This is a genomic window from Halomonas sp. A3H3, from assembly GCF_000982975.1.
GTDB classification, from domain to species: domain Bacteria; phylum Pseudomonadota; class Gammaproteobacteria; order Pseudomonadales; family Halomonadaceae; genus Vreelandella; species Vreelandella titanicae.
Window position 1 is genome coordinate 3,517,802 of record NZ_HG423343.1, and the last position, 23,451, is coordinate 3,541,252.

Annotated in this window: 19 protein-coding genes and 1 riboswitch; of the genes, 11 read left to right on the forward strand and 8 right to left on the reverse strand. The window is 55.2% G+C overall.

Annotated elements, in window-relative coordinates; all coding sequences use genetic code 11:
- From HALA3H3_RS15655 to HALA3H3_RS15665, 3 genes are all read right to left on the reverse strand, one after another.
- Positions 1 to 867: a transglutaminase family protein gene (locus HALA3H3_RS15655; RefSeq protein WP_022522531.1), complete on the reverse strand. Its 867-nt coding sequence runs from the start codon at positions 865 to 867 to the stop codon at positions 1 to 3.
- Entirely contained in the window at positions 864 to 3,290 is a 2,427-nt protein-coding gene (locus HALA3H3_RS15660; RefSeq protein WP_022522532.1) for a circularly permuted type 2 ATP-grasp protein, read from the reverse strand. Before HALA3H3_RS15660 ends, HALA3H3_RS15655 begins: the two co-directional genes overlap by 4 nt.
- A 63-nt stretch (positions 3,291 to 3,353) precedes the next feature.
- Positions 3,354 to 6,704: a transglutaminase family protein gene (locus tag HALA3H3_RS15665; RefSeq protein WP_022522533.1), complete on the reverse strand. Its 3,351-nt coding sequence runs from the start codon at positions 6,702 to 6,704 to the stop codon at positions 3,354 to 3,356.
- Positions 6,705 to 7,068: 364 nt separating this feature from the next.
- On the opposite strand from HALA3H3_RS15665, the gene HALA3H3_RS15670 reads away from it, so the two are divergent.
- Entirely contained in the window at positions 7,069 to 8,550 is a 1,482-nt protein-coding gene (locus HALA3H3_RS15670; protein WP_022522534.1) for a circularly permuted type 2 ATP-grasp protein, read from the forward strand.
- Between the two features lie 4 nt (positions 8,551 to 8,554).
- On the forward strand, positions 8,555 to 9,565 hold the full coding sequence (locus tag HALA3H3_RS15675) for an alpha-E domain-containing protein (protein WP_022522535.1): 1,011 nt from the start codon (positions 8,555 to 8,557) through the stop codon (positions 9,563 to 9,565).
- On the opposite strand, the gene HALA3H3_RS15680 is transcribed toward HALA3H3_RS15675, so the two are convergent.
- On the reverse strand, positions 9,562 to 10,632 hold the full coding sequence (locus HALA3H3_RS15680) for a zinc-binding metallopeptidase family protein (protein ID WP_022522536.1): 1,071 nt from the start codon (positions 10,630 to 10,632) through the stop codon (positions 9,562 to 9,564). The two genes, HALA3H3_RS15675 and HALA3H3_RS15680, sit on opposite strands and share 4 nt — an antisense overlap.
- Before the next feature lie 275 nt (positions 10,633 to 10,907).
- Here HALA3H3_RS15680 and HALA3H3_RS15685 point away from each other — a divergent pair, with 275 nt between their 5' ends.
- The gene (locus HALA3H3_RS15685) at positions 10,908 to 12,407 is read left to right on the forward strand and encodes a CoA-acylating methylmalonate-semialdehyde dehydrogenase (protein WP_009288214.1); all 1,500 of its coding nucleotides are present in this window, start codon (positions 10,908 to 10,910) and stop codon (positions 12,405 to 12,407) included.
- A gap of 88 nt (positions 12,408 to 12,495) precedes the next feature.
- Here the strand turns inward: HALA3H3_RS15685 and HALA3H3_RS15690 are convergent, their stop codons facing one another.
- Complete coding sequence (locus HALA3H3_RS15690) at positions 12,496 to 13,188, reverse strand: hypothetical protein (RefSeq protein WP_009288215.1); 693 nt, start codon at positions 13,186 to 13,188, stop codon at positions 12,496 to 12,498.
- Positions 13,189 to 13,366: 178 nt separating this feature from the next.
- Here HALA3H3_RS15690 and HALA3H3_RS15695 point away from each other — a divergent pair, with 178 nt between their 5' ends.
- The 6 genes from HALA3H3_RS15695 (at position 13,367) to HALA3H3_RS15720 (ending at position 19,563) form a co-directional block, all read left to right on the forward strand.
- On the forward strand, positions 13,367 to 13,948 hold the full coding sequence (locus HALA3H3_RS15695; RefSeq protein WP_022522537.1) for a peroxidase-related enzyme: 582 nt from the start codon (positions 13,367 to 13,369) through the stop codon (positions 13,946 to 13,948).
- Positions 13,949 to 14,072: 124 nt separating this feature from the next.
- Positions 14,073 to 14,178: riboswitch (TPP riboswitch) on the forward strand.
- The gene (locus HALA3H3_RS15700; RefSeq protein ID WP_009288217.1) at positions 14,168 to 15,580 is read left to right on the forward strand and encodes a sodium:solute symporter family transporter; all 1,413 of its coding nucleotides are present in this window, start codon (positions 14,168 to 14,170) and stop codon (positions 15,578 to 15,580) included. It overlaps the preceding riboswitch by 11 nt.
- Complete coding sequence (corA, locus tag HALA3H3_RS15705) at positions 15,552 to 16,520, forward strand: magnesium/cobalt transporter CorA (RefSeq protein ID WP_022522538.1); 969 nt, start codon at positions 15,552 to 15,554, stop codon at positions 16,518 to 16,520. Before HALA3H3_RS15700 ends, corA begins: the two co-directional genes overlap by 29 nt.
- 164 nt (positions 16,521 to 16,684) lie before the next feature.
- A complete protein-coding gene (locus HALA3H3_RS15710) occupies positions 16,685 to 17,263 on the forward strand; it encodes an NnrU family protein (RefSeq protein WP_009288219.1) in 579 nt (192 codons plus the stop codon).
- A gap of 45 nt (positions 17,264 to 17,308) precedes the next feature.
- Positions 17,309 to 18,499: a zinc-binding dehydrogenase gene (locus tag HALA3H3_RS15715; protein ID WP_022522539.1), complete on the forward strand. Its 1,191-nt coding sequence runs from the start codon at positions 17,309 to 17,311 to the stop codon at positions 18,497 to 18,499.
- On the forward strand, positions 18,499 to 19,563 hold the full coding sequence (locus tag HALA3H3_RS15720; protein ID WP_009288221.1) for a proline racemase family protein: 1,065 nt from the start codon (positions 18,499 to 18,501) through the stop codon (positions 19,561 to 19,563). The genes HALA3H3_RS15715 and HALA3H3_RS15720 overlap by 1 nt, the downstream gene beginning before the upstream one ends.
- Here HALA3H3_RS15720 and HALA3H3_RS26240 read toward each other — a convergent pair.
- The 3 genes from HALA3H3_RS26240 to HALA3H3_RS15730 form a co-directional block, all read right to left on the reverse strand.
- The gene (locus HALA3H3_RS26240) at positions 19,530 to 19,775 is read right to left on the reverse strand and encodes a DUF1289 domain-containing protein (protein ID WP_022522540.1); all 246 of its coding nucleotides are present in this window, start codon (positions 19,773 to 19,775) and stop codon (positions 19,530 to 19,532) included. The two genes, HALA3H3_RS15720 and HALA3H3_RS26240, sit on opposite strands and share 34 nt — an antisense overlap.
- Positions 19,775 to 20,191, reverse strand: a complete 417-nt coding sequence (arfB, locus tag HALA3H3_RS15725; RefSeq protein ID WP_022522541.1) for an alternative ribosome rescue aminoacyl-tRNA hydrolase ArfB — start codon at positions 20,189 to 20,191, stop codon at positions 19,775 to 19,777. The genes HALA3H3_RS26240 and arfB overlap by 1 nt, the downstream gene beginning before the upstream one ends.
- 97 nt (positions 20,192 to 20,288) lie before the next feature.
- Positions 20,289 to 21,236 (reverse strand): D-2-hydroxyacid dehydrogenase family protein, encoded by a 948-nt coding sequence (locus HALA3H3_RS15730; protein ID WP_022522542.1) that lies wholly within the window; start codon positions 21,234 to 21,236, stop codon positions 20,289 to 20,291.
- A gap of 122 nt (positions 21,237 to 21,358) precedes the next feature.
- Between HALA3H3_RS15730 and HALA3H3_RS15735 the strand changes: the two genes are divergently transcribed.
- Together HALA3H3_RS15735 and HALA3H3_RS15740 are read left to right on the forward strand one after the other, a co-directional pair.
- Positions 21,359 to 21,973, forward strand: a complete 615-nt coding sequence (locus HALA3H3_RS15735) for a flavin reductase family protein (RefSeq protein WP_022522543.1) — start codon at positions 21,359 to 21,361, stop codon at positions 21,971 to 21,973.
- 318 nt (positions 21,974 to 22,291) lie between these two features.
- A complete protein-coding gene (locus tag HALA3H3_RS15740; RefSeq protein WP_238326088.1) occupies positions 22,292 to 23,413 on the forward strand; it encodes an ABC transporter substrate-binding protein in 1,122 nt (373 codons plus the stop codon).
- The last annotated feature ends 38 nt before the right edge of the window (positions 23,414 to 23,451 follow it).

Consider the following 23,451-nt stretch of genomic DNA (forward strand, 5'->3'; position numbering starts at 1 on the left):
TCAGCCCACCAGTGGCATGACATCCACTTCGACTTCCAGGCGGTGTTCGCCGCCCCCGTTCATGACGCCTTTTAGCGGGGCTACGTCGGCGTAATCTCGCCCCCAGGCCAGTACAGGGTGCTGTTCACTGGCCACGGTGCCATTGGTGGGGTCTAGGGCCAGCCACCCCCATTCGGGAATCCAGGTCGCCAACCATGCATGGGAAGCATCTGCGCCGATCAGGCGTGGCTGCCCGGGCGGGGGCTGGGTTTCCAAATAGCCACTGACATAGCGCGCAGCAAGACCTACCGAACGCAATGCACCAATCGCGAGATGAGCAAAATCCTGGCAGACACCCCGCCGGTTGGCGAGTACTTCGCTTAGCGGCGTTGCGAGTGTGGTAAAGCTGGGGTCGTACTCGAAGGTTTGATGAATCAGTTCATTGAGCGCGAGAGTCGCCTCGACTATTGGCCTGCCTGGGGTAAAGCAGCTGTGGGCAAAGGTGGCCAGCTCATCATTACGGCGAATAAACGGTGAGTCGAGGCGGTAAAGTTGAATGTCAAAACTGTTGTTCTGGCTAAGCTGCTGAGCGACTTGTTCCCACGTCGTTGAGGTGGTGGGTAGCGCTGCTAAGGGGTGTGTACTCAACTGCGTTACCACCGTGACATCCAAGGTTTGATGAACTTCCTCCATGGCGAAATAGAGCACTCGATTGCCGAATACATCGCGGCGCTCCATCTGTACCTGCGGCGTGGGGCTGATCTGCAGTTCCGAGGCACCACAGTGCTGATGCGGCGTTTTACGTGGTAGTACCCGAGCTTCACTATGGCACAGCGTCACGGGGGCGCTGTAGTGGTAGCGGGTGGTATGGCGCAGCGTGTAGTTCATGCATCAGGCTCCATGCTGACTAACTGGCGTGGCCGCTCCACGTGGCTGAAATGACTCTGACTGATGGCTTCAGAAAGCGCGCTTAAGGGTTCAATTAAAGCATCCAGCAGTTGCTCTAAGGCATCCTGTGCCTCCGGTGTATCGGCTAGATGACTTAAGCGATCAATGTCGGCCAGGTGCAGTGCCGCATTGGCCTGAATTAATAGCCGCCGTTCGGCGTTACGGTAGGGCGATGAGCTGCCCGGCAGGCGATCCATCTGTCGTTCAATGCGCTTGAGCATATAGCCCACCGAGCGAGGATTGGTTTCATCGAACAGCAGTAGATCGAGAATCGCCGCAGGGTGAAGCTCACTGCGGTAGCGGCGGCGATAGGCGGTAAAGTTATCGGTGGTGGCGAGCACGACTTCCCACAACGCCAGCCCCGGCGAGTGCGGCGCATTGAGGGTGAGATTGAGCAGCGAGAGCAGTCCCAGTACGCGATCCAGGAAGCGACCAATATCCATAAACCGCCAGCCGTAGTGATGGGGCATGGTTTCGTTACACAGCCCGAAGAAGGCGGCTAGCTGAGCAGACAGCCCCTCGCAAGCGCGCCGTGCCGCGCTGGCCCCCAAGCTTGGGTTGAAGGTGGCCATGCGCTGACGCAGCTGGTGCACCACCCGCCAGGAGTCATCGCCTAAGTGGTCACGCACGCTGCGTGCGTTGCGCATTAGTTGGGCAAACAGTGGCTGTAAGGCCTGGGGATCCACGTCATCAAACTGCGCCAGTAACGCGGCGCGCTTTAGATCAAAACCAATCAAAGGTGCCTGTAGTCGCTGTTGGTCCTCTTCGTTTAGCGTGGTGATATCCAGTGCCAGCAGAAGTTCATCGAGCAGCTGATCGGCGATCTCATCCTGGTCGTACTCCATTAGCCTCATTAGCGCTTCACGCAGCAGTCGCGCGCGGGTGTCTAAGCGCTCGCCGTAGCGGCCTAACCAAAACAGGCTTTCGGCTACTCGGCTGGGTAGGTCGGTGCCGTCACGGGTGGCCACCACCGGGCCGCGGGCCTGGCGGAGCTGGCTGACATGGGGCTGAGGAGAGGCTGCCGTAACCCAGACATCTTTAACGATGGTGCTGCTTAGTGATGGCAAGCCAGGTTCGCCAACCCAAGCTAAACCACCGGGCATTACTTGGTACTCGCCAGCCGCACTATTTTTAGCAGCAGTGCTGCTTTTGGCAGTGGCATTGGGGGTGCGTGTTACAAAGCAGCGTAGGTTGAGCGTGGTGGGCTCCAGGCGCTGTAGGTGGCTATCAAAAACCGGCGCGGTGGCTGGCTGCGTCGTGGCATTGACGTTGGGCAGCAGCAGGGTCTCACCCAGAAGATGCTCGCACAGCATCGGTAAGTAGTCCGCTAACACCGGGGCTTCCAAAATGCCTACCCCCAAGGCGTTAGATAGCGCCACGCCGCCTGAGCGCATGGCCTGGAGTAGCCCGGGTACGCCCAGCTGCGAATCGCCGCGCAGTTCCAGCGGGTCGCAGTAAGCGTCGTCGCAGTGGCGCAGTATCACATCGACTGGCTGTAGACCGCCCAGGGTGCGCAGCCATACTTGGGTATCGCGTACGACTAAATCCTGGCCTTCTACCAGTGCAATATTGAGGTAATTGGCTAAATAGGCGTGCTCAAAATAGCGTGGGCTCCCCGGCCCCGGCGTTAATAAGATAAGCGTGGGGTTATCGCGATGCTGATAGGCCATGGCGATCAGCGTGCGGTGGTGTAGGTCAAGAAACCCCGCTAGCCGCTTTAAGGGCGCATTGCGATACATATCCGGCAGGGCGCGGGCCATCAGTATACGGTTTTCGAGCGCAAGCCCAGTACCGGATGGCGCCTGTAGGCGGTCTGCCAACACCCGCCACTGGCCCTGAGTATCCTGAATCACATCCACACCGTGGAAAATAATCGGCGCGCGGTCATTGGGCAGCGACTGGTGGCAGGGCAGTAATAAATGCGCTGAGGCAAGCAGCTCTTGGGTGGGGAGTAGTCCAGCCTCAAAGAGCGTTTTGGGCCCATAGATATCGTCGTAGAGGGCGCTCAGCAGACGACTGCGCTGGATTAGCCCCGCTTCTAATGCTTGCCACTGTGGTTCATCAATCACCCAGGGTAGCGGGTCGAGCCGCCACGAACGCCCCTGGGTTTCATCATGCATATTGAAAATTACGCCGTTTTCAGCCAGTAGGCGCTGAATCTCGTCATGCTGCTGGTGACGACCCGTCGGGCCCAGGCCCTCCAATGAGCCGAGTAAGCTCTGCCAGCCAGGGCGTAACTGCCCCTGGCCATCGAGCATGGCGTCGAACGTGCCGGGCTGTCCCTTGCCTAGCTGGTGTAAGTAATCCTCAACGAGCCCGTTAGCCACGGGCGCGAGAAGTGAGGGAGAGACAGGGGCCGTCATTATCCTTGTAATCCTAAGCAGTAGGAGGCGGATTATCCTGCACTAGTCGCTAAGAGAAAAGCATTAGCTAGGCGTCCAGCGCAGGTCGAGGGTCTGCGGCAGTTCCAGGCTGGGGGTTTCCAGCTTGGGAACCTGATGGCCATGACTATGGCCGCTGTCACTAAAACGCCCCAGTCTTCGCGCTTCGGCTTCAAACGCATTGACCGGGAAGGTATCGAAATTACGCCCTGTGGGGTGCACTACGTAGTAAGTACAGCCCGCGACTGAGCGCTGGTTCCAGGTGTCGATCACATCAAACACCAGCGGCGCGTGAATGGGGATCTGCGGATGAAGCGCCGAGGGCGGCTGCCAAGCGCGGTAACGCACCCCGGCCACCGCTTCGCCGTTTCTGCCGGTAGCTGAAAGGGGCACCCGGCGGCCGTTGCAGGTCACCACATAGCGGTCACCGCTCATGCCACTCACCTTGACTTCCAGGCGCTCCACTGAGGAATCCACGTAGCGGGCAGTGCCGCCAGCTGAGGCCTCTTCGCCCAATACATGCCAGGGTTCGATGGCTTGGCGCAGCTCAATATCCAGCATGGGGGTGTGCAAGCGTCCGTGCAGCGGGAAGCGAAACTCCAGGAAGGGGGCGAACCACTCTAGATCAAAATCGAAGCCGTGGTGGCGCAAGTCACCCAGCACGTCGTCAAGGTCGCTCCAGAGGTAGTGGGGAAGCATCCAGCGATCCTGCAAGGCGCTGCCCCAGCGCACCGGTTTGGCTCGGTAGGGCGTTTTCCAGCAGCGGGCTACCAGTGCGCGGATCAGCAGCATCTGCATCAGCCCCATGCGGGCATGGGGTGGCATCTCAAAGCCGCGTAGTTCCAGTAAGCCGAGGCGACCGCTGTCGCTATCCGGCGAGTAGAGTTTGTCGATACAGAATTCGGCGCGGTGAGTATTGCCGGTTAAGTCGGTGAGCAGGTGGCGCAATAAGCGATCGACCAGCCAGGGCTGCACCACTTCGCCTTCGGGCATTTGCTGTAGGGCGATCTCCAGCTCATAGAGGGCTTCATGGCGAGCTTCATCCACCCGCGGCGCCTGGCTGGTGGGGCCAATAAACAGACCCGAAAACAGGTAAGAGAGACTCGGGTGGTGCTGCCAGTAGGTGACTAAACTGGCGAGCAGATCCGGACGACGCAAAAACGGTGAATCGTCAGGCGTCAACCCGCCCAGGGTGACATGGTTGCCACCGCCGGTACCGGTGTGGCGGCCATCGAGCATAAACTTTTCAGTGCCCAGGCGGGTTTCACGGGCTTCCGCATACAGCCGTTCGGTTTGTGCCACCAGGGTTTGCCAACTGGCCGCAGGCATAATATTCACTTCGATCACGCCTGGGTCGGGGGTGATCATAAAATTTTCCAGACGCGGATCCCGAGGGGGCGAGTAGCCCTCTATCATGACCGGGCAAGCGAGTTCCTTGGCGCACTCCTCAACGGTGCTAAGTAGATCCAGGTAGTGCTCTAAGCCGGTCAGCGGGGGCAGGAAAATATTTAGGCGACCATCCCGTGGCTCCACACATAGGCTGGTGTGAATAACATTACTTTCCCTATCGCTGTTTGCCGGGGGCTGCTGTTGAACGGATTCGCCCTCGGGGTGTGATGGGCTCGGGTGGCTTGAGCGCCCCAAGCGTTCGGCATCACTGATATGCAGCTGTTCGGCGTTGCGGCGGGCAACTTCACCGTGAATATCACCCAGTTCAGGCCGAGGAGCGAACAGCGATTCAGGCTGCGGCTGCTCCTCTGGGTCAGCCCAGGGAAGCGTTGAAAGGGGTAAGCGTAGGCCCATGGGCGAATCGCCGGGCACCAGAAATAAGTGGTCGCGCTTGAGCGGCCAGCGGCCGCTCTCCCAGCGGTGGGCTTGGCTGATCGAGTGGCGCAGCGGCAGGGCGTAGCCCACGACTTCGTCTAACCCCTGCTCCAATAAGCGAGCTAAACGGTGGCGTTCGGCGTCATCTTTTAGATTGGCTTCGCGTGGGTCGACATTGACCGGCAGCGATTGCTCTTTCCAGAGGTAGTAGTAGGCATCTTCATACGCCGGAATCCAGTAGCGCTCAGCCACGCCCAGGCGTTCGCTAAGTGCTTTGGTAAAGCGTTGGGCAGTGGTGTCATCCACGGCTACCTTGGGGGCGCCTTCCATACAAGCTAGCCATTTTGGATCTCGCCATAGCGGCACGCCATCTTTCCGCCAATAGCAGGCCAGCGCCCAGCGCGGTAACGGTTCACCGGGGTACCATTTGCCCTGCTGTTGCTGAATAGCGCTGCCGGGCGCATAGGCGGCTTGCAGCCGGGTTAGCAGTGCCTCGGCGCGCTCGCGCTTGTGCTCACCTAACGCTTCGGTATTCCACTGTGGGCTCTCCATATCGTCGACGGATACAAACGTGGGTTCGCCCCCCATAGTAAGGCGAACGTCCTGCTGTAAGAGTTCAGCGTCCACTTGGTCGCCCAGCGTGCAGATACGGTGCCACTGTTCATCGCTATAGGGCTTGGTGACCCGTGGGTCTTCATGGATGCGCTCGACCTCCATGGTCACATCAAAGGTGACTTCACACTTATCCGAAAATCCGGTGATGGCCGCGGCGCTACCCGTCGTCGGAGTGGCGGCGAGGGGAATGTGTCCTTCGCCAGCGAATAGACCTGAGGTGGGGTCAAGGCCTACCCAGCCGGCGCCGGGCAGGAAGACTTCGGTCCAGGCGTGCAGGTCGGTGAAGTCCACCTCGCTGCCGCTCGGGCCGTCCAGCGCTTTAACATCTGACTTGAGCTGAATGAGATAGCCGGACACAAAACGAGCGGCGAGGCCCAGATGGCGGAAAATTTGCACCAGCAGCCAGGCACTGTCGCGGCAGGAGCCGCTGGCGAGTGTCAGCGTCTCTTCGCAGCTCTGGACACCGGGCTCCAGGCGCACTAGGTAACCGATGTCATTCTGCAGACGTTGATTAAGCGCGACCAGAAAATCGACGGTGGTAGTCGGTTCACGGGGAACGGCTTTGAGCCACTCCATCAGCCGTGGCCCTGATTCGGTTATTTCAAGATAGGGGCTTAGTTCTTGGCGCAGCGCTTCTGGGTAAGCAAAGGGAATCGTTTGCGCAATGTCGTCCAAGAAGAAATCGAACGGGTTAATCACCGTCATCGGGACGATTAGCTCGACGGCAATGGTTAACTCTTGGCGCGGTTCAGGGAACACCACGCGAGCATTGAAGTTGCCGAACGGATCCTGTTGCCAGTTTAAAAAGTGGTCATCGCCGGAGAGTTTGAGCGAGTACGCTTCGATATGAGTACGGCAGTGGGGCGCTGGGCGCAGTCGAATAACATGGGGCGAAAGACGCACCGGGCGGTCAAAGTGGTAAGTCGTACGATGATACAAGGCAACGCGAATGGTCATGAGCCACCCTCAAAAGAACCGTTATTAACCGGCTGGTCGGTTGGGTTAAGGAATAACCGAACGTTTCGCAAGTATCGTTCCACTTTTACTTTTTTGCAGCCGCTATCTTAACTAAGACGTTTAACTAAAGTGGAAATCGCGTTATGCACCAACTTGATGCCTCTTGCGCGCACCAAGATAGGGCGTAAAGACGTTTTAATTTCCTCGTGCTCTCTGTCAAGTAGCGTTTAAGTAAGTGAACGTTGAAATATCGCAAAAGATGGTACGCATTTTGCTCTCAATTGTTTGATTGTTTTGCACGCGGCAGGCCTACACTGAGCATTGAGGAAGTTGCCGCTTCCACCCCAGCGCCAGGAGAGCGCCCATGAGCCAAGTGAATTGGAATAACTATGCGTGTCGTGATTACTACGATGAGCTGATGGCCGCTCCCGGTCAGCCACGCGAGTCAGCGGGTGAATTGTGCAACATGTTGGCAAGGTTTAGCGCCGAGGAGTTAGCGGAGCGAAAAACCGCGGCGGAGATCGCTATTCGTACCATGGGGATTACCTTCACCGTCTACTCTGAAGGCGCGATGATTGACCGTGCCTGGCCCTTTGATATTGTGCCGCGAATCATTCCCGCCAGTGAGTGGCGTAAAACCGAGGCAGGCCTTAAGCAGCGCGTGCAGGCGCTGAATCTATTTATCGATGACCTTTACCATGATCAAAAAGTCATTAAGGACAAAGTACTGCCCGCCGAGGTGCTGGCACAATCGGTTAATTTCCGCCCCCAGTGTGTTGGCATTAACCCCCCTCACGGCGTATGGGCTCATGTATGTGGCTCTGACCTGGTGCGCGATGGCGACGGGACGCTCTACGTGCTGGAGGATAACTTACGCATTCCTTCCGGTGTCTCCTACATGCTGGAAAACCGCAATGTCACCAAGCGGGTACTGCCGGAGTTGTTCGCCTCAGGCAAGATTTTGCCCGTTGATGACTATGTGGCTCAGCTTTACGACATGCTGGCGGAGATGTCGCCAAGGCCAGGTGATGACCCCCAGGTAGTGGTACTGACTCCCGGGATCTACAACTCTGCCTATTTTGAGCACGCCTATCTTGCCCAGCAAATGGGCGTCGAGCTGGTGCAGGGAAGTGATCTACTCGTTGATGACGATGATGTGGTGTACATGCGCACCGTGGAAGGGCTACGCCGGGTCGATGTTATTTACCGCCGTGTAGACGATGAGTTTCTCGACCCGGAAGCATTTAACCCGGAATCCATGCTGGGGGTGGCGGGCCTAATGCGCGCCTGGCGGGCGGGGAAAGTAGCACTTGCCAATGCGCCGGGGGCTGGCGTGGCGGACGATAAGGTCGTTTACGCCTTTGTTCCCGCGTTGATTCGCTACTACCTCGATCAAGAGCCGCTGATCCCTAACGTGCCCAGCTACTTGTGTATGTTCGAGGACGACCGCCGCTATGTCCTCGACCACCTGGATGAATTGGTAGTGAAACCGGCCAATGAGTCGGGGGGCTACGGTATGCTCATTGGCCCACGCTCAACCAAAGAGACCCGCGAAGAGTTTGCCCGTTTGATTAAGGCGAACCCGCGCAACTATATGGCTCAGCCTACCCTGGCACTGTCGACCACGCCTACGCTGGCGAATGGGTTACCGCAGCCGCGCCATGTGGATTTACGCCCCTTCATTCTTTCGGGGCCAGAAATCCATGTCACCACCGGTGGTCTGACCCGCGTGGCATTGATAGAAGGTTCGTTGGTGGTGAACTCTTCTCAAGGTGGCGGTAGTAAAGACACCTGGATTGTAGAAACCGACGACAAGGCGGCAGCGGCCGCGGTGAAAGGAGCCTAACGCCATGCTGTCACGCGTTGCAGAGAACCTCTACTGGATGGCGCGCTATATTGAACGTGCGGAAGACACTGCCCGTTTGCTGAGTGTCAATAGCCACCTTATGCTCGATTTGCCGGGGCGCCTGCCGTTAGGTTGGGCACCGCTTATCGAAATGACCGGCAGTCTGGAAGCCTTTACCGCACGCCATAAAGACTTTGATGAACGCAATGTGGTGCACTTTTTATGCGCTGATACTGACAATGATATTTCGATTATCTCTGCGCTTGCCAGTGCCCGTGAGAACCTCAGAACCACTCGGGATGTGGTGCCCCGGGAGATTTGGGAAGAGGTTAACCAGCTCTATCTGAGCGTGGCCGATCATGCCGAAAACGGTGTTAGTCCACGCCGTCGCGATAGCTTTCTCAAAAGCGTCATCCGTAGCTGCCAGGCGTTGACGGGCCTGATTGAAGGCACGTTAAGCCATGGCCCTGCGCGTACCTTTATTGAGCTGGGGCGTCAGTTAGAGCGGGCCGATATGACTACTCGCATCGTGGATGTGCGCTCTGCCAGCCTGCTGCCGCAAAACCCTGAAGAGCTGCTGCCGTTTGAAAACCTGCAGTGGATGAGCGTACTCAAATCGCTCACCGCCTACCAAATGTACCGTCAGCAGGTACGCTTACGCGTTCGGGGCCCGGATGTGCTGCGCTTTTTGCTGCAAGATCCTAATCTGCCACGCTCCATTGCCTGCAGCTTGGAGACGCTGGGCCATGAGCTGACGCTACTGCCAAGACAGGATCGACCGGCAGCGACCGTTTCACTGGTGCGCGCCGATGTGGTGGATGCCGATATTCAAGCGCTGGCCCACTCACCCAGCAAGCTGCACCTGTTTATCGACGAACTGCAGATCGGCTTTGCCGCTATCCACGATACGCTTAGCGCAACCTACTTTGTGAATGACGACAGCGTGCCCCGCGTCACCCAAACCCAGAGTCAGAGCCAGAGTCAAAGCCACGCAGGGGATAACGATAACGACTAACCAGTGGGGGAGCCGCGCTCTAGCGGGCTGGCGGCCTGCACGGTTCGATGCAGGTACGCCAGCTTCTCGCGCACCGCTGGGGCAAGCACTCCTGGGGCCAAATCGAGCAGGCCCATATCCCGGTTGAGCTCATTCACTGCCATCCCTACCTGATGAAAGGCAATCAGCATGCTCTCCAGACTGCCGTCGTACTCAACGGGGGTAATACCCATGTGCAGTGCGGTATTCAGCACGGCGACCATATCCAAGTAGTAGGCAAATGTTTCAGCAAAATCTTCCCAGGGGTGCATGGTGGCGTAAGCAGAGATGAAGTGATTAGGCCAGTCGCTGGGCGCCCCCTGCTGGTAGTAGCGCTCTAACGCTTCAGCATAGGTTGGCCGGTGGTGATTGCCAAATACCGCACGGCAATTCTCTTCATCGCGATCCTTAACCAATACATCCCAATAGTAGTGGCCGATTTCATGGCGGAAATGACCAATTAATGTGCGATGGGATTCGTTCATGTCGACCCGCAAGCGCTCGCGTTCAACGTCGTCGGCTTCTTTGATGTTGATGGTGATATGCCCTGCTGCATGGCCGGTATACACCTTCTCTGGCTTGGCAGTGGAACGCCATAAGCCCTGGTCGGGGAGGGCATCAGCCATAAATGAGAAGCTTAACGGCACAGCAATGTCGTCGTCTTTGGTACCGTGGGGAAGTTTAAGTAGATCCAGAGTATGAAAAAGGCGCCGTTTAGCAGCCTCTAGTGCCGCCCAACGCTCACGGTGGCCTGCAATATTGAGGTTGGGTATTACTTCGTTGTAACGACAGCAGTCGCAGAGCGTGTCCGCTTGGCCGTGCTCCATCACCACCAGCCGATTACATACGTTTTCAACAGCGTAGTTGTGGCACTTCATTAGCGCTGTATCGCAACCCGGGTGGGTACAGCGATAGCCGCCGTTATCCAAGGGCTCAATGGCCACGATATTGCTACAAGCAGGGCACCAGCCTACTTCTGACTGACAGGCAAGGCAGTGGGTGTTTTCGTAGAACAGCGTATTGCCACAGCGGCAGTGAAAGGTCTGCATAGATAATTCCCTGTGTTTAAACACGAGCTTTCGCCGTGGGCGATCCGCAAGCCTGCGGCACACTGATTAGCCGAAGCATAGCCAGCGCGGTGCCACAATGAAAAGGCTAATTGACGTTCTGGCGTAGATTTTGTTTACTCATGAGATACTTGGTTGACGTTAACGTCAACTTGCTGCTATACCCTGTGTACTTGTCTTACCGCGATGCGTTTTAAAAACAGCTTTTTTTAATACTCGCAACCATAACAACCACAACCATAAATAGGAGCAACGCTATGTCCGTTCGCGAAATTCCCATGTATATCGATGGCCAGCCCGTCCAGTCACAGAGCCAGGAGTGGCGCGACGTGGTCAACCCTGCGACGCAAGAAGTAGTGGCTCGAGTGCCGTTCTGTACCGCTGACGAAGTAGAACGCGCTATCAGTAGTGCCAAAGAAGCGTTCAAGGAGTGGCGTAAAGTGCCGCTGGGGAAGCGCATGCGCATTATGCTCAAGCTGCAAGCGCTGATTCGCGACAATACCGCTGAACTCGCGGCACTGATTACTGAAGAGCACGGTAAAACCCTGCCCGATGCGGAAGGCGAAGTGGGTCGTGGTCTGGAAGTGGTAGAGCACGCTTGTTCGATTACTTCGTTGCAGTTGGGTGAATTAGCCGAAAACGCTGCCAACGAGGTAGACGTTTACACCATGCACCAACCGCTGGGGGTGGGGGCTGGGATTACCGCCTTTAACTTCCCGATTATGTTGCCCTGCTTTATGTTCCCGCTGGCGATTGCCACCGGAAATACCTTTGTGCTTAAGCCCTCCGAACAGGATCCCAGCTCCACCATGCGCTTAGTGGAGCTAGCCCATGAAGCGGGTATCCCTGCGGGCGTGCTCAACGTAGTGCACGGTGGCCCGGACGTGGCCAATCAAATTGCCGATCATCAGGATATCAAAGCGCTCTCGTTCATCGGCTCTACCCATGTGGGGTCGCTGCTGTATAACCGTGCAGCAGCGGCGGGCAAGCGCATGCAGGCGATGATGGGCGCCAAGAATCACTGTGTGGTTATGCCCGATGCTAACCGTAGTCAAGCGATCAACAACCTGCTGGGCTCAGCTTTTGGCGCTGCGGGCCAACGCTGCATGGCGAACTCGGTAGTGGTGCTTGTCGGCGAGGCACGCGAGTGGCTAAGCGATATAGTAGATGCGGCGCGAGCAATGAAAGTAGGCCCAGGCACTCAGCTTGATGCGGACTTGGGCCCGCTGGTGTCACCTGCTGCCCGTGATCGTGTACTACGTTTAATCGATGCAGGGGAGAAAGAGGGCGCCAAACTGATGGTTGATGGTCGCAAGGTTCAGGTAGAGGGTTACCCCAACGGTAACTTCGTGGGGCCGACCCTGTTTGCCGATGTAACCGCCGATATGACCATTTATCGCGAAGAGATTTTTGGCCCCGTGCTGTGTGTGGTCAGTGTTGAAACCCTGGATGAGGCGATTGCCTTTATCAATGCCAATCCCAACGGCAACGGTACCTCCATCTTTACTAACTCAGGCTGGGTAGCGCGCCGGTTTGAAACCGATATCGATGTTGGACAAATTGGTATTAACGTGCCAATCCCCGTACCGGTCGCTTACTTTAGTTTCACCGGGTCAAGGGCTTCAAAGCTGGGCGATTTAGGGCCCAATGGTAAGCAGGCGATTGCATTCTGGACACAAACAAAAACCGTAACGGCACGTTGGTTTGAACCCGAGAATGTTTCCAGCGGTATTAATAGCACGATTTCGCTGGGTTAAAAAAGTGGCGCTAACTGGCTCCGCTTAAGCGGGGCCAGTTGCTAACGAGGTCGGTTAACCGCTTGGCAGATCAAGCCAGGTGGCTGGCTTAAAAGTTGTCAAACAGCGGAAGGCTCTCTTCAAGCAGCTGTTCAATGGGGCCGAGCTGGCTTTCATGCAATACTAACAGCGACTCCTTACCCATAAAGTGTTCAGCGGGGGGGACGAGCAGAGCAAACTCACCCTCTTCAAGGTGAAACTCATGTATTTCGCGCATTCCCAGCGGAGTTACACACTGCGTGCAGCGGTAGGTGTCATCTTCGCCATAAATCAGCCGATGGTACATTTTAAACAGCGTATATAGTGCCAAACCACCCTCAAAGGCTGGCCAGCGCGCAGGGGTCTCGCGAATATCGTTGGTAAGGTCTTGCCCTTCGGCTTCGGCGTCTGCAATTGCATTGGCAAGCGGGGCGGCAAGAATGGCGCTGTTGTCGGCAGGTAACGGCGTGTTGTGCTTAGAAGCGTGTTCAAAATCTTGTACAGCGCGCTTAAAGTCAGGAACGCCATCAAGAGTATAGTCGACATGCTGGAGGTCTTCGGGCTCACAGCCGCCATTTTCCCAGCCATGAATGACGCGAAGTGTCATTTGACCCCGTGTCATTGGGCGGGCAAGCAGCATATGTAGCATTATACGAATGTGCAGCTGACGCTCATCGGTATCATTTTCAAATGCTCGGTAAGGGTCAGTAAACAGCTCGTTTAGACGACCGGGGGTATGTTCCTTGGCTTCGTTATGGCTCATGACAGTGTCCCTTTGAACGAACTGTTTATTAAGAGTAGCGCATGTTTTTTTGTCACAGAACGAATCTTCAGTATGGCGAGTAGGGCGGCTGAATAAAAGCCTCTTAATTCAGCTTTTTGTTACACAACCGCTAAGCCGTTTTTATGAGATGGCTAAACTTAACAAGAAAGAGGTGAGCATGTCTTCATCATTAAGTCGTTTTAACGTGCCTGAAACATTGGATGACCTGCCTGACGATATTCGCAGTACCATTTTGACCGTTCAGGGTAAAGCGGGTTTTGTGCCCAATGTCTTTCTGATGTTGGCCCATCGCCCTGCTGAATTTCGTGCTTTTTTTGCCTATCACGATGCGTTGATGGAGCGCGAATCAGATACCCTCACCAAAGCCGAAAAAGAGATGATTGTAGTGGCTACCAGCGCACGTAATCGCTGCCTATATTGTGTGGTTGCTCACGGGGCACTGGTGCGCATTTACAGTAAAGACCCGCTACTCGCTGACCAAGTGGCGATCAACCATCGGGTGGCGCCGATTAGCGAGCGCCACCGGGTGATGCTCGATTTCGCCATGCACTGTGCCATCGATGTGGGTGAAATGACTGATGAATGGCTTGCCCGCCTGCTGGAAGTAGGCTTTAGCCAAGAGGATTGCTGGGATATAGGCGCGATCGCGGCGTTTTTTGGCTTGTCGAATCGGTTGGTTACCCTGGCAGGTACGCCACCCAATGAGGAGTTCTACCTGATGGGGCGAGTGCCTCGCTAAGAGGCGACCAGCGCACCTTAACTTTACTAAGCTATGATTTTGATTGAGAATAGTTCTTGAGACAGCGCTTCGAAAAGTACCCAAAAACGTACTTAGAAAAAGCGCTTAGCAAAACACCTACATTCACTGTCGCCAGGGGAGCCCTGCATAAAAGGGCTGAGATGCGGCTACGCAGACCCTGGAACCTGATCCGGTTCGTACCGGCGGAGGAAGTGCGACATGCTTTACCTAACGTTAGCCGTGCTTGGTGCGGCGCTGTGCTGCTTTGCTTACTTAGGCCTCCGGGCTCGCTGGGTGAATGGCCCACTTGATGACTATGTCACCGCCCGTAACTCGCAAACGGCATCTACCCTGGGGCTCTCCTTCCTTGCCTCCGGCATGGGCGCATGGATTCTCTTTGCTCCTCCTGAAATCGGCGCCTTTGTTGGCCCGCTGGCCCTGGCAGGCTATGCATTAGGCTCTGCGCTGCCGTTTATCGTCTTAGGACTGTATGGGCCGAAGATTCGCCGGGCGTTGCCCGAGGGGCGCAGCATCGCCGAGTTTGCTGAAGCGTGCTATGGCCCTGGTGTAAGGCGCTGGGTAACGCTGGTATCAATCGCCTATATGGCGTGCTTTTTAGCTGCCGAGCTAACCGCTATTGGCGCCATTACCGCGCTGCTTTCCGATGTGCCCCCCGCACTGGTGATTATTGGCGTGGCGCTTACCACGCTCATCTATACTGCGGCAGGTGGTCTACGGGCCAGCCTTGCCACTGACCGTTGGCAGGCGTGGTTGTTACTGGTACTGCTGTGTGTGGTCGGTGGCATGGCCCTATGGCGGCTTCCCACTATTCCCAACGAGGCTGCGCTTCCTGCCATTCCCATCACCAGTGCGCTCAGCGTAGCGTTAACGCTAGTGATCGCGGTTACCGCGGCCAATCTCTTCCATCAAGGCTATTGGCAGCGCGTGTGGGCCGCTCAAGACGATCAAAGCCTGGGGCGCGGGGCATGGTTAGGTGGCGCAATGACGGTAGTCGTCGTCATGGTGATTGGTGGTCTGGGTGTATTGGCCGCGATGAGTGGTGTGCCATTAGGCGAGCCGCCGATGCCATTTTTTGCCCTGTTAAGTGATGCTCCTGTTTGGCTGACGCTACCCGCCTTGGTATTAGCGGTGACCTTGGTGGCCTCCAGTGTTGATACGCTGCAAAATGGTATTGCCTCGTTGGTGGTCGCGCGCAGCGAGCAGCAGGGCGTATCACTGGTGGCTGCCCGCTGGGTGACAGTGGTAGTAATGGTACCGGTGGTATTAATTGCCTTGCAGGGGTTGTCAGTACTGCGTCTGTTTTTGATTGCCGACCTGCTGTGTGCTGCCATTGTGGTACCTGTGCTGTTGGGCCTGTGGCAACGAATGACGCCACTGGCCGCCATTGTAGGTGGCATCGCGGGGCTGCTGGGTGCCATTCTCCCAGGGTGGTTAAGCCAAGGAAGCTTGGTCGCCGGGATGGTGGCCGCCAGTTTTCCGGGCAGTGTCCCTACCTTGGGGCCATTCGTCGGGGCGTTAATCGCCTCAACGCTGGTGAGTGTGCTGTTAGCCTACTTAACGCTAGCTATTCGCAAGGACATCCATGATTCGAACTCTTCTGACTACCCCTGAAGGTGAGACCCACGAGGGGGATGAAAGCCTGTTGGCTGTCTGGCAGGCGACGCCTGGCAGCCATATCTGGATCGATATGCAGGGCGAGTCCCAACAAAGCGAGCGGGCGATTTTAGAGGCGTTTGAGTTTCACCCCATGGCGATTCAAGATGCCCACAAAGAGCGCCATCCGCCAAAAATTGAAGAGTTTGATAATCACACCTTGATTATTTATCGTGGCATCTCCTCCTTTGATGCCGAACTAAACTATCTGCCTCAACAGGTCTGTTTCTTTGTGGGGGAGCGATTTCTGGTCACCCTCCATCCCGGCCAAGCGCTCTCCATAGAACGGCTATTCAACGAGCACGGTAAAGCCTTGCTGGCCCATTCGCCGGAACATGTCGCGCTGCGGGTGATGTATATTTCTGCGGGCTTTTATATCGATAGCCTGCTTGAGTTCGAAACGGCGTTAAGCGATCTGGAAGACGAGCTGCTGGAAAATGGTAATGATGTGCTAATGCGCAAGATCATCACTTACCGTTCCCGGCTGGTTAAAATGCGCCGCATCTTTAGCTACCACCAGGGGATTACCCAAGAACTCACCGCTTATGACTATGAGCATTTACCGCGGGAAGAGAGCGAAACCCTGCACGCCATCAACGATGTAGCGGATCGCTTCGAACGCCTCTACACATTGACCCAAATGTACTACGACATTTGCGGTGACCTAATCGATGGCTATATCTCTATTTCCTCCCACCAGCTAAATATCACCATGCGGGTGCTCACGGTGATTACCGCGATTTTTGTGCCGCTCACGTTTATTGCCGGGATTTACGGTATGAACTTCGAAAATATGCCCGAGCTGCGTTATCAGTATGGCTACTTTTTTGTCTGGGGAGCCATGTTGGGTATTGCGGGTGTCATGATTTGGCTATTTAAGCGCAAGCATTGGTTTTAAGGACAGGTTTTAAGGACGGGGTTTAGTCTCCCCATAGAACGACTCCAGGAAACAAAAAGTTGACCCATGCATAGGTGGTCGGTGGCTGAGTGTGGCATCCTCTCCAGCGACCAAGACTATAAGGCATAAAGCCGTCGACTAGCGTTTTCACTGGGAGTTGTTCCATGACGATTATGATTATCGGGCTGCTGATTTTTTTAGGCAGCCACTCTGTACGTATCTTTGCTGAAAACTGGCGTCAGCAGCAGATTGCGAAACATGGCGAAACCACTTGGAAAGTCGCCTATTCGGCGGTATCCATCGTTGGCCTGGCCATTGCTATATACGGTTTTGGCCAGATGCGCCTTGATCCCATCTATATCTGGTACCCGCCAATGGGAATGCGCCATGCGGTGGCGCTGCTGATGGTGCCGGCCTTTATTATGCTGGTGGCGGCATACATTCCGCATAACGCGATTAAGGCCAAACTTGGCCATCCGATGATGCTGGCGGTGAAAGTCTGGGCTTTTGCTCACCTGCTGGCCAACGGTCGCTTGGGTGATATTATCTTTTTTGCTGCCTTTCTTATCTGGGCTATCCTGGCGTTCAAAGCCGCCAAAAAACGTGGCCGTCTTGCACCGCCCGCGCCCGTCAGCACCCATAAAATGGCCACCATTGTTACCGTACTCGTCGGCTTGGTAGCGTATGTGGTGTTTGCCTTTTACTTGCACACAGTACTGATTGGCGTCCCTGTTTTTAGCTAATCTATTTTTAGCAGTTTGACGTTAGCCCAACCTAGGAGTCACTCCATGGCCGAGACAACACACACGGTGCCCACCACAATGGCTGCTATGCTTTTGATCGGACATGGCGGTATCGAAAAGCTGGAATACCATCAGGATGTCGCCACGCCGCAGCCCAAGGCGGGCGAAGTGCTGGTGCAGGTGACCGCCACGGCGAAGAACAACACTGATCGCAAAGCGCGTGAAGGGCTGTACCCTACCAAGGACAAAGGCGATGTCACGTCCTTTGCCATGGGAGGTACGCCAACCTTAACTTTCCCGCGTATTCAAGGCGCCGACGTCGCTGGCCGCATAGTGGCGGTGGGAGAGGGCGTTGACGCTGAGCGCATTGGTCAGCGAGGTTTGCTGGATTTTAATATTTACGCCGATGAACGCCGTGATATTAATCTAACCCCGGATTACTATGGCCATGGAGCCGACGGCGGCTTTGCTGAGTATATCGCTGTGCCTGCTGATCAGTTTTATCACGTGCCCAACCCCGAGCTTCACGACGCTGAATTGGCCTCAATGGGCATGTGCTCTTATCAAACGGCTTACCACATGATGACTGCCGCCAAGGTGAGTGCTGGCGAGCGTGTGCTGGTCAGCGGTGCCAGCGGCGGTGTGGGCACTGCGCTCATTCAGCTCTGCCGTATTGTTGGCGCTATCCCGTATGCCGTTAGCCAGTTAGATAAAGCCGAGGCGCTCAAAGCACTAGGCGCAGAAGCGGTCATTGATCGTGGCGACCTACCGACGTTTGTTGACCGGGTGCTGGAAACCACTGGCGGCAAACCAATCGATGCGGTGATGGACTTGGTCGGCGGTGAGATGACCAACCTGTTTATTGACACCATGATTGTCGATATGCAGGGGCGTAAGAGCTACCCCCGTCTCTCTATTGCCGGTGCCAGCGGTGGGAACCTTAGCGAAATGATGTGGACCCGCGTGTATCTTTATCAAGTACAGATATTTGGCGTTTCCCATGGCACCCGAGAAGAGGCCGAACAGCTGGTGGCGTGGATTCGCAGCGGGGAATTAAAACCGGTACTTCACGCCGCTTTTAAGCTTTCTGACCTGCATGCCGCCGAGCGCTATTTTGTTAACCGGGGCAGCAATTATCTAGGCAAAATTGTGCTTGTTCCCGATGCTCAGTGGGCATCTCACGGTGCGCCGTTCGCCCTTGAAAATCCTTCTTCTGCCGTTCAGGAGCGCCGCTAGTGCATAACCTTCATACTATCCAGCTAATGGACACTCATGCCGGTGGTGACGTTAGCCGTATCGTCACAGGGGGTATTGATGTTCTGCCTGGCGCCACCGTTCGCGAGCAGATGGAGTACCTGCGTGATGACGCCGACGGTTTGCGCCGCCTGCTGCTCGAAGAGCCCTACGGCATCCCGGAAATGTCGGTCGATTTGTTGGTGCCGGCCACTCACCCTGAGGCGGTGGCGGGTTACATCATTATGGAAGTGATGGGGTACCCTATTTACTCTGGCTCCAACACGCTGTGTACCGCCACGGCCGTGCTGGAGAGCGGCATTGTGCCCAAGCAGGAAGGCATACAGCGCTTTAAGCTTGAAGCGCCGGCGGGGCTAGTGCAAATCGAAGCGAAGGTGCATAACGGTGTGGTGGAGTCGGTGACTTGTGGCGGCCTTCCCAGCTATATCGATACCTATCGCGATACGATTCAAGTGCCGGGGATTGGCGAAGTCACCTATTCGATCGCCTATAGCGGTGGCTTTTACGCCTTGGTCGATGCAACCGAGCTGGGCTTTAAGTTGGTGCGTGATGAGGAGCGCGCACTTTCAGAGTGTGCCTACAAAATTGTTGAGGCAATAAAAGCGCAGCGGGGCTTTTCTCACTACACTCTGGGCGATGTGGGGCCTCTGCCATTTTTGCACTTTATGGGGCCTGAAGAGCAGATAGGGGAGGGGTATACACGTTCACGGTCAACGACCTACGTTCATCCAGGCGTTATTTGCCGCAGCACAACGGGCACCGGCACCTCGGCACGTCTAGCGCTAATGAACTACGAAGGGCGTTTGAATGTAGGTGATAAGCTAGAGACGGTGTCACTGCGTGAGACGGGGTTTATCGGCACCTTCATTGGCACCCATCAGGAAGGGGCTTACCAGGTAGTGGAAAATACCATTACTGGCCGCAGCTATGTATTGGCCCACTCGGATATTGTGATTAACTGTGATGACCCGATGGTCGCGTGTGGCGAGCTACACCATATCTTGCGCGACCGTCACTCGCCGGAAGCCCTGCCTTTAGAAACGTAGCCTTTAGAAACATAGCCGTTAGAAACATAGCCTTCGCCTATTAAGCGTTCCCATACCGGGGTCTTTTCGGCCTCGGTCATGCTGCCCCAAACCGCAATTTCATCCAGCGTGCGACCACACCCTTCGCACACCGATGTTGTTGGTTCAATCTGACAGATTTGTATGCAGGGCGAAAGGGGGCGCTGAGCAGGAGGTGCGGCGTCTTTAGTCATTAAGAGGCCGACACCTTACCGCGCAGCGATTTAATTTTGCCCTTACGGGTTTTGTGATCGACGCGGCGGCGCTGTGAACCTTTGGTGGGCTTAGTGGCACGGCGTGCTTTTTGCTGCTTGGTGGCACTCTGTATCAGTTCTTTTAAGCGTGCCAACGCATCCTCTTTATTCAGCTCAAGCTTACGATGGCTCTGGGCTTTAATAATCACCACTCCCTCTTTGCTGATGCGCTGATCGGACAGCGCCATTAAGCGCTCTTTGTACAGCGGTGGCAGTGTTGAGCTAAGAATATCGAAGCGCAGATGTACCGCTGAAGCGACTTTATTGACGTTCTGGCCGCCTGCGCCTTGGGCGCGAATCTGGCTAATATCAATCTCCCAATCAGCCAGGGTAACGTTGTTCGAAATGGTGAGCATTAATGGCCCCTGTGTTACTCGTGAACCCATAAGGCTAGCACAATTGGCATAGTGGTGGTGCTCGTTAGGTACTTAGCTCAAGTTTTAGCGTGCCTAATTAACTGGCTAGATTGTTGACCGGCTGGCCATTGATGTAGGCCAGCAGGTTACTAAACGCATCGCCAAAGTAGAGCTCGTAGCTATCCTTTTCCACATAGCCAAGGTGTGGTGTGGCGACCAGATTGGACAGTCCCAGCAGTGAGTTTTCGAATACAGGTTCTGCATCGAATACGTCTACCGCAGCTTGACCGGGTCGCCCGGCTTTTAGTGCTCTTTCCAGCGCCCCAGGTGCCACTAGCTGAGAACGGCTGGTATTCACCAACAGAGATGTGGGCTTCATCTGGTCGAGGGTTTCAGCGTTGACGATACCGCGAGTATCGTCGTTTAAACGAAGGTGTAGGCTGAGCACATCCGCACGCTGGAACAAATCAGCCTGATTTTTGGCTACCTCTAGTCCAGCATCTGAAGCGCGCTGGCGGGTGCCTTCTCTTTCCCACACCAAAACGTTCATTTCAAATGCCTGGCCATAGCGCGCTACTAAGCTGCCGATTTTGCCATAGCCAAAAATGCCTAGGGTGCGGCCTTTAAGGCCCGTGCCTAAGGTACGCTGCCAACGGCCCGCTTTCAGGTTCTCGACCTCTGCGGGTATATGGCGCATCGCGGCAAGCACCAAGCCCCAGGTTAATTCTGCCGCCGCATAGGGCGAGCCAGTGCCCGTCATAACAGTGATGCCATGACGGCGGCAAGCCTCCATATCCACGTGCGCTGCACCACCACCCGTTTGGCTAATGACTTTCAGGTTGGGCAAGCGTTCAAGCAGGGCGGCCGTGATAGGCGTGCGTTCACGGATGAGTACCAACGCCTCGGCATCCTGAAAGCGCGCGCTCAATGCATCCAGGTCAGTAAGCGTATCGTGATAAACCTTTACCTCTTGACCTTCTAGCTGCTTGAAAGCGTCTAAACTGCGCACACAGTCCTGATAATCATCAGCAATGACAATTTTCATTGAATCGGTTCCTTGCTGGGCAGCATATGTTTGTAAAACGCGTCTATGCTGGCAATGCTGTTGTAAAGTGATAGCTGTTATAGGTTGATAATACGCCTAAACCCATTACTCAGGAGTCAAAAATGAGCGACTACCTATTGGATGATTCCCCACTAAGCCCAGGGGTTATTTATCGGTTGCTGTCGGGCACTGTTTGCCCCCGGCCTATTGCCTGGGTGTCTACCCAGAATAAGCAAGGAAATACCAATTTGGCGCCATTTTCCTTTTTTAACGTGGTCAGCGTGAATCCACCGGTGCTGGCGTTTTCTCCACTGCTGAATGGTAGCGGTGAACTTAAAGATACCGTGCGCAATTTAAAAGAAGTACCTGAATGTGTCGTACATGTGGGTAGTGAAGGGTTGATAGAAGCGCTCAATACCACTAGCGCCAGCTTGCCGCCAGGAGAGGATGAGTTTGCGCTGGCCGACCTTGAAAAAGCTGAGATGCCTGGGGTCAGCGTGCCACGCATTGCCAACGCTCCCGTGGCGTTTGGTTGCAAACTATTCGATATGATTAGCTTTGGTGACCAGCCGCTAGCAGGTACTTTGGTGCTGGCTCAGGTTGTCTCCATCCATATTGACGATTCGCTGTGGGATGGTCGCCATGTAGATATGGATCGACTCAAACCTGTTGGTCGGCTTGCAGGCAGTGATTACATCCGTATCAGTGACCGTTTTGCCATCGAAAGACCTGCTTAAAAGCATAATTTTGCGCTAATGGCGGGTGTGACATCAACTGTTACAATCTAAGTAATATTTGTTACTTAGCAACCAACGATAATTAATCTTTAGTCGTATATCCTCCCGCCGATAGAGATAAGAACTGGTTGGTGATTTCGAACGCGTGCGGTGTTAACCATTGCACGTATTCGATATTGCCATTTATGTAGTGGGGAAGTGATCTAGCCAGCAAGGAGCAGATCAATGCAACGATTGGGAATCGGGTTGTTAATAAAAGCCTTGTCACAAAAGGTCTTATTAAGAAAATACTTATCGAATATAGCATTAGCAGTGGGAATGTTTGTTCCACTTCTTGCGCAGGCAGAGCTGAGTTTCGGTATTGTTGCTCCTTCCAGCGGTGGGGCCGCACCGCTAGGATTGGGTATGCAAAAAGGTATCGAGACCTACTTTGCCGAAGTCAACGAGGCAGGCGGGGTTAATGGTGAAACCCTGGCGTTAATTGCCCGGGATGATCAGTACAAACCGCTGCAGGCCGCCAGTAATACCCGACAGTTGATTCAAGAGGATGAAGTGCTCGCGGCGATCGGAAATGTCGGCACTCCGACGGCCACCGTTACTATTCCCATCTTTAATGAATATGAAACGCTGCTGTATGGCGCTTTTACTGGCGCGGGTGTGCTGCGCAAAACGCCGCCTGACCGCTACGTGATTAACTACCGGGCAAGCTATGTACAAGAAACCGCCGCCATGGTGGACGGGCTGTTGGAGGCAGGTGTTTTGCCCGAGGAGATCGCCTTCTTTACGCAGAACGATAGCTTTGGCGATGCAGGATACAATGGCGCCACCCAGGCATTAACTGCCCATGGCGTCGACAATATCGCGGCACTGGCCCATGGTCGCTTTACGCGCGGTACACGCAATATTCACCAGGGCTTAGCGACGATTCTGGAAGCACCAGTAACACCTCGCGCTGTTATCATCGTCGGTACTTACGGCCCCGCAGCGGACTTCATTCGTGAAGCGAAAAATGACTTGCCAGATACGGTATTTCTGAACGTCTCCTTTGTGGGCAGCCAAGCCCTTATGGAAGAACTGGGCGATCTGGCCGAAGGCGTCATTATTACCCAAGTCGTCCCTCCGCTAAATGCTGACCTACCCGCCGTTGAGGCCTACCGCAAAGCGCTGGAAACCCATGCCCGTGGTAGTGAGCCTGACTTTATTTCCCTGGAAGGTTATTTGGCGGCAAAACTCTTTGTTGAGGGCGTAAGAGCGGCCGGTGCTAACCCTGACCGTGAGGCGATTGTGGATGGTCTGCTTGGGTTGGGCTCGGTTGATATTGGTTTGGAAGAGCCGTTGAGCTTGGGGCCAAATGACCATCAAGCCAGTGATGCGGTATGGCCAACCATTATTAAAAACGGCCGTTTCGAGTCGGTGGAATGGGCAAGCCTGTTGCCCTAAAGCTTACGTTACCTGTCTGTCCCCTGACACAAGTGAAA

Excerpts from the sequence above, each read along its gene's own strand:
- HALA3H3_RS15685 (WP_009288214.1), top strand. The coding sequence starts at position 10,908 with ATGTCCGTTCGCGAAATTCCCATGTATATCGATGGCCAGCCCGTCCAG.
- HALA3H3_RS15655 (WP_022522531.1), bottom strand. The coding sequence starts at position 867 with ATGAACTACACGCTGCGCCATACCACCCGCTACCACTACAGCGCCCCC.
- HALA3H3_RS15700 (WP_009288217.1), top strand. The coding sequence starts at position 14,168 with ATGCTTTACCTAACGTTAGCCGTGCTTGGTGCGGCGCTGTGCTGCTTT.
- HALA3H3_RS15735 (WP_022522543.1), top strand. The coding sequence starts at position 21,359 with ATGAGCGACTACCTATTGGATGATTCCCCACTAAGCCCAGGGGTTATT.
- HALA3H3_RS15730 (WP_022522542.1), bottom strand. The coding sequence starts at position 21,236 with ATGAAAATTGTCATTGCTGATGATTATCAGGACTGTGTGCGCAGTTTA.
- HALA3H3_RS15695 (WP_022522537.1), top strand. The coding sequence starts at position 13,367 with ATGTCTTCATCATTAAGTCGTTTTAACGTGCCTGAAACATTGGATGAC.
- HALA3H3_RS15715 (WP_022522539.1), top strand. The coding sequence starts at position 17,309 with ATGGCCGAGACAACACACACGGTGCCCACCACAATGGCTGCTATGCTT.
- HALA3H3_RS15710 (WP_009288219.1), top strand. The coding sequence starts at position 16,685 with ATGACGATTATGATTATCGGGCTGCTGATTTTTTTAGGCAGCCACTCT.
- HALA3H3_RS15675 (WP_022522535.1), top strand. The coding sequence starts at position 8,555 with ATGCTGTCACGCGTTGCAGAGAACCTCTACTGGATGGCGCGCTATATT.
- HALA3H3_RS15690 (WP_009288215.1), bottom strand. The coding sequence starts at position 13,188 with ATGAGCCATAACGAAGCCAAGGAACATACCCCCGGTCGTCTAAACGAG.
- HALA3H3_RS15740 (WP_238326088.1), top strand. The coding sequence starts at position 22,292 with ATGTTTGTTCCACTTCTTGCGCAGGCAGAGCTGAGTTTCGGTATTGTT.
- HALA3H3_RS15660 (WP_022522532.1), bottom strand. The coding sequence starts at position 3,290 with ATGACGGCCCCTGTCTCTCCCTCACTTCTCGCGCCCGTGGCTAACGGG.
- HALA3H3_RS15680 (WP_022522536.1), bottom strand. The coding sequence starts at position 10,632 with ATGCAGACCTTTCACTGCCGCTGTGGCAATACGCTGTTCTACGAAAAC.
- HALA3H3_RS26240 (WP_022522540.1), bottom strand. The coding sequence starts at position 19,775 with ATGACTAAAGACGCCGCACCTCCTGCTCAGCGCCCCCTTTCGCCCTGC.
- HALA3H3_RS15670 (WP_022522534.1), top strand. The coding sequence starts at position 7,069 with ATGAGCCAAGTGAATTGGAATAACTATGCGTGTCGTGATTACTACGAT.
- corA (WP_022522538.1), top strand. The coding sequence starts at position 15,552 with ATGATTCGAACTCTTCTGACTACCCCTGAAGGTGAGACCCACGAGGGG.
- HALA3H3_RS15665 (WP_022522533.1), bottom strand. The coding sequence starts at position 6,704 with ATGACCATTCGCGTTGCCTTGTATCATCGTACGACTTACCACTTTGAC.
- arfB (WP_022522541.1), bottom strand. The coding sequence starts at position 20,191 with ATGCTCACCATTTCGAACAACGTTACCCTGGCTGATTGGGAGATTGAT.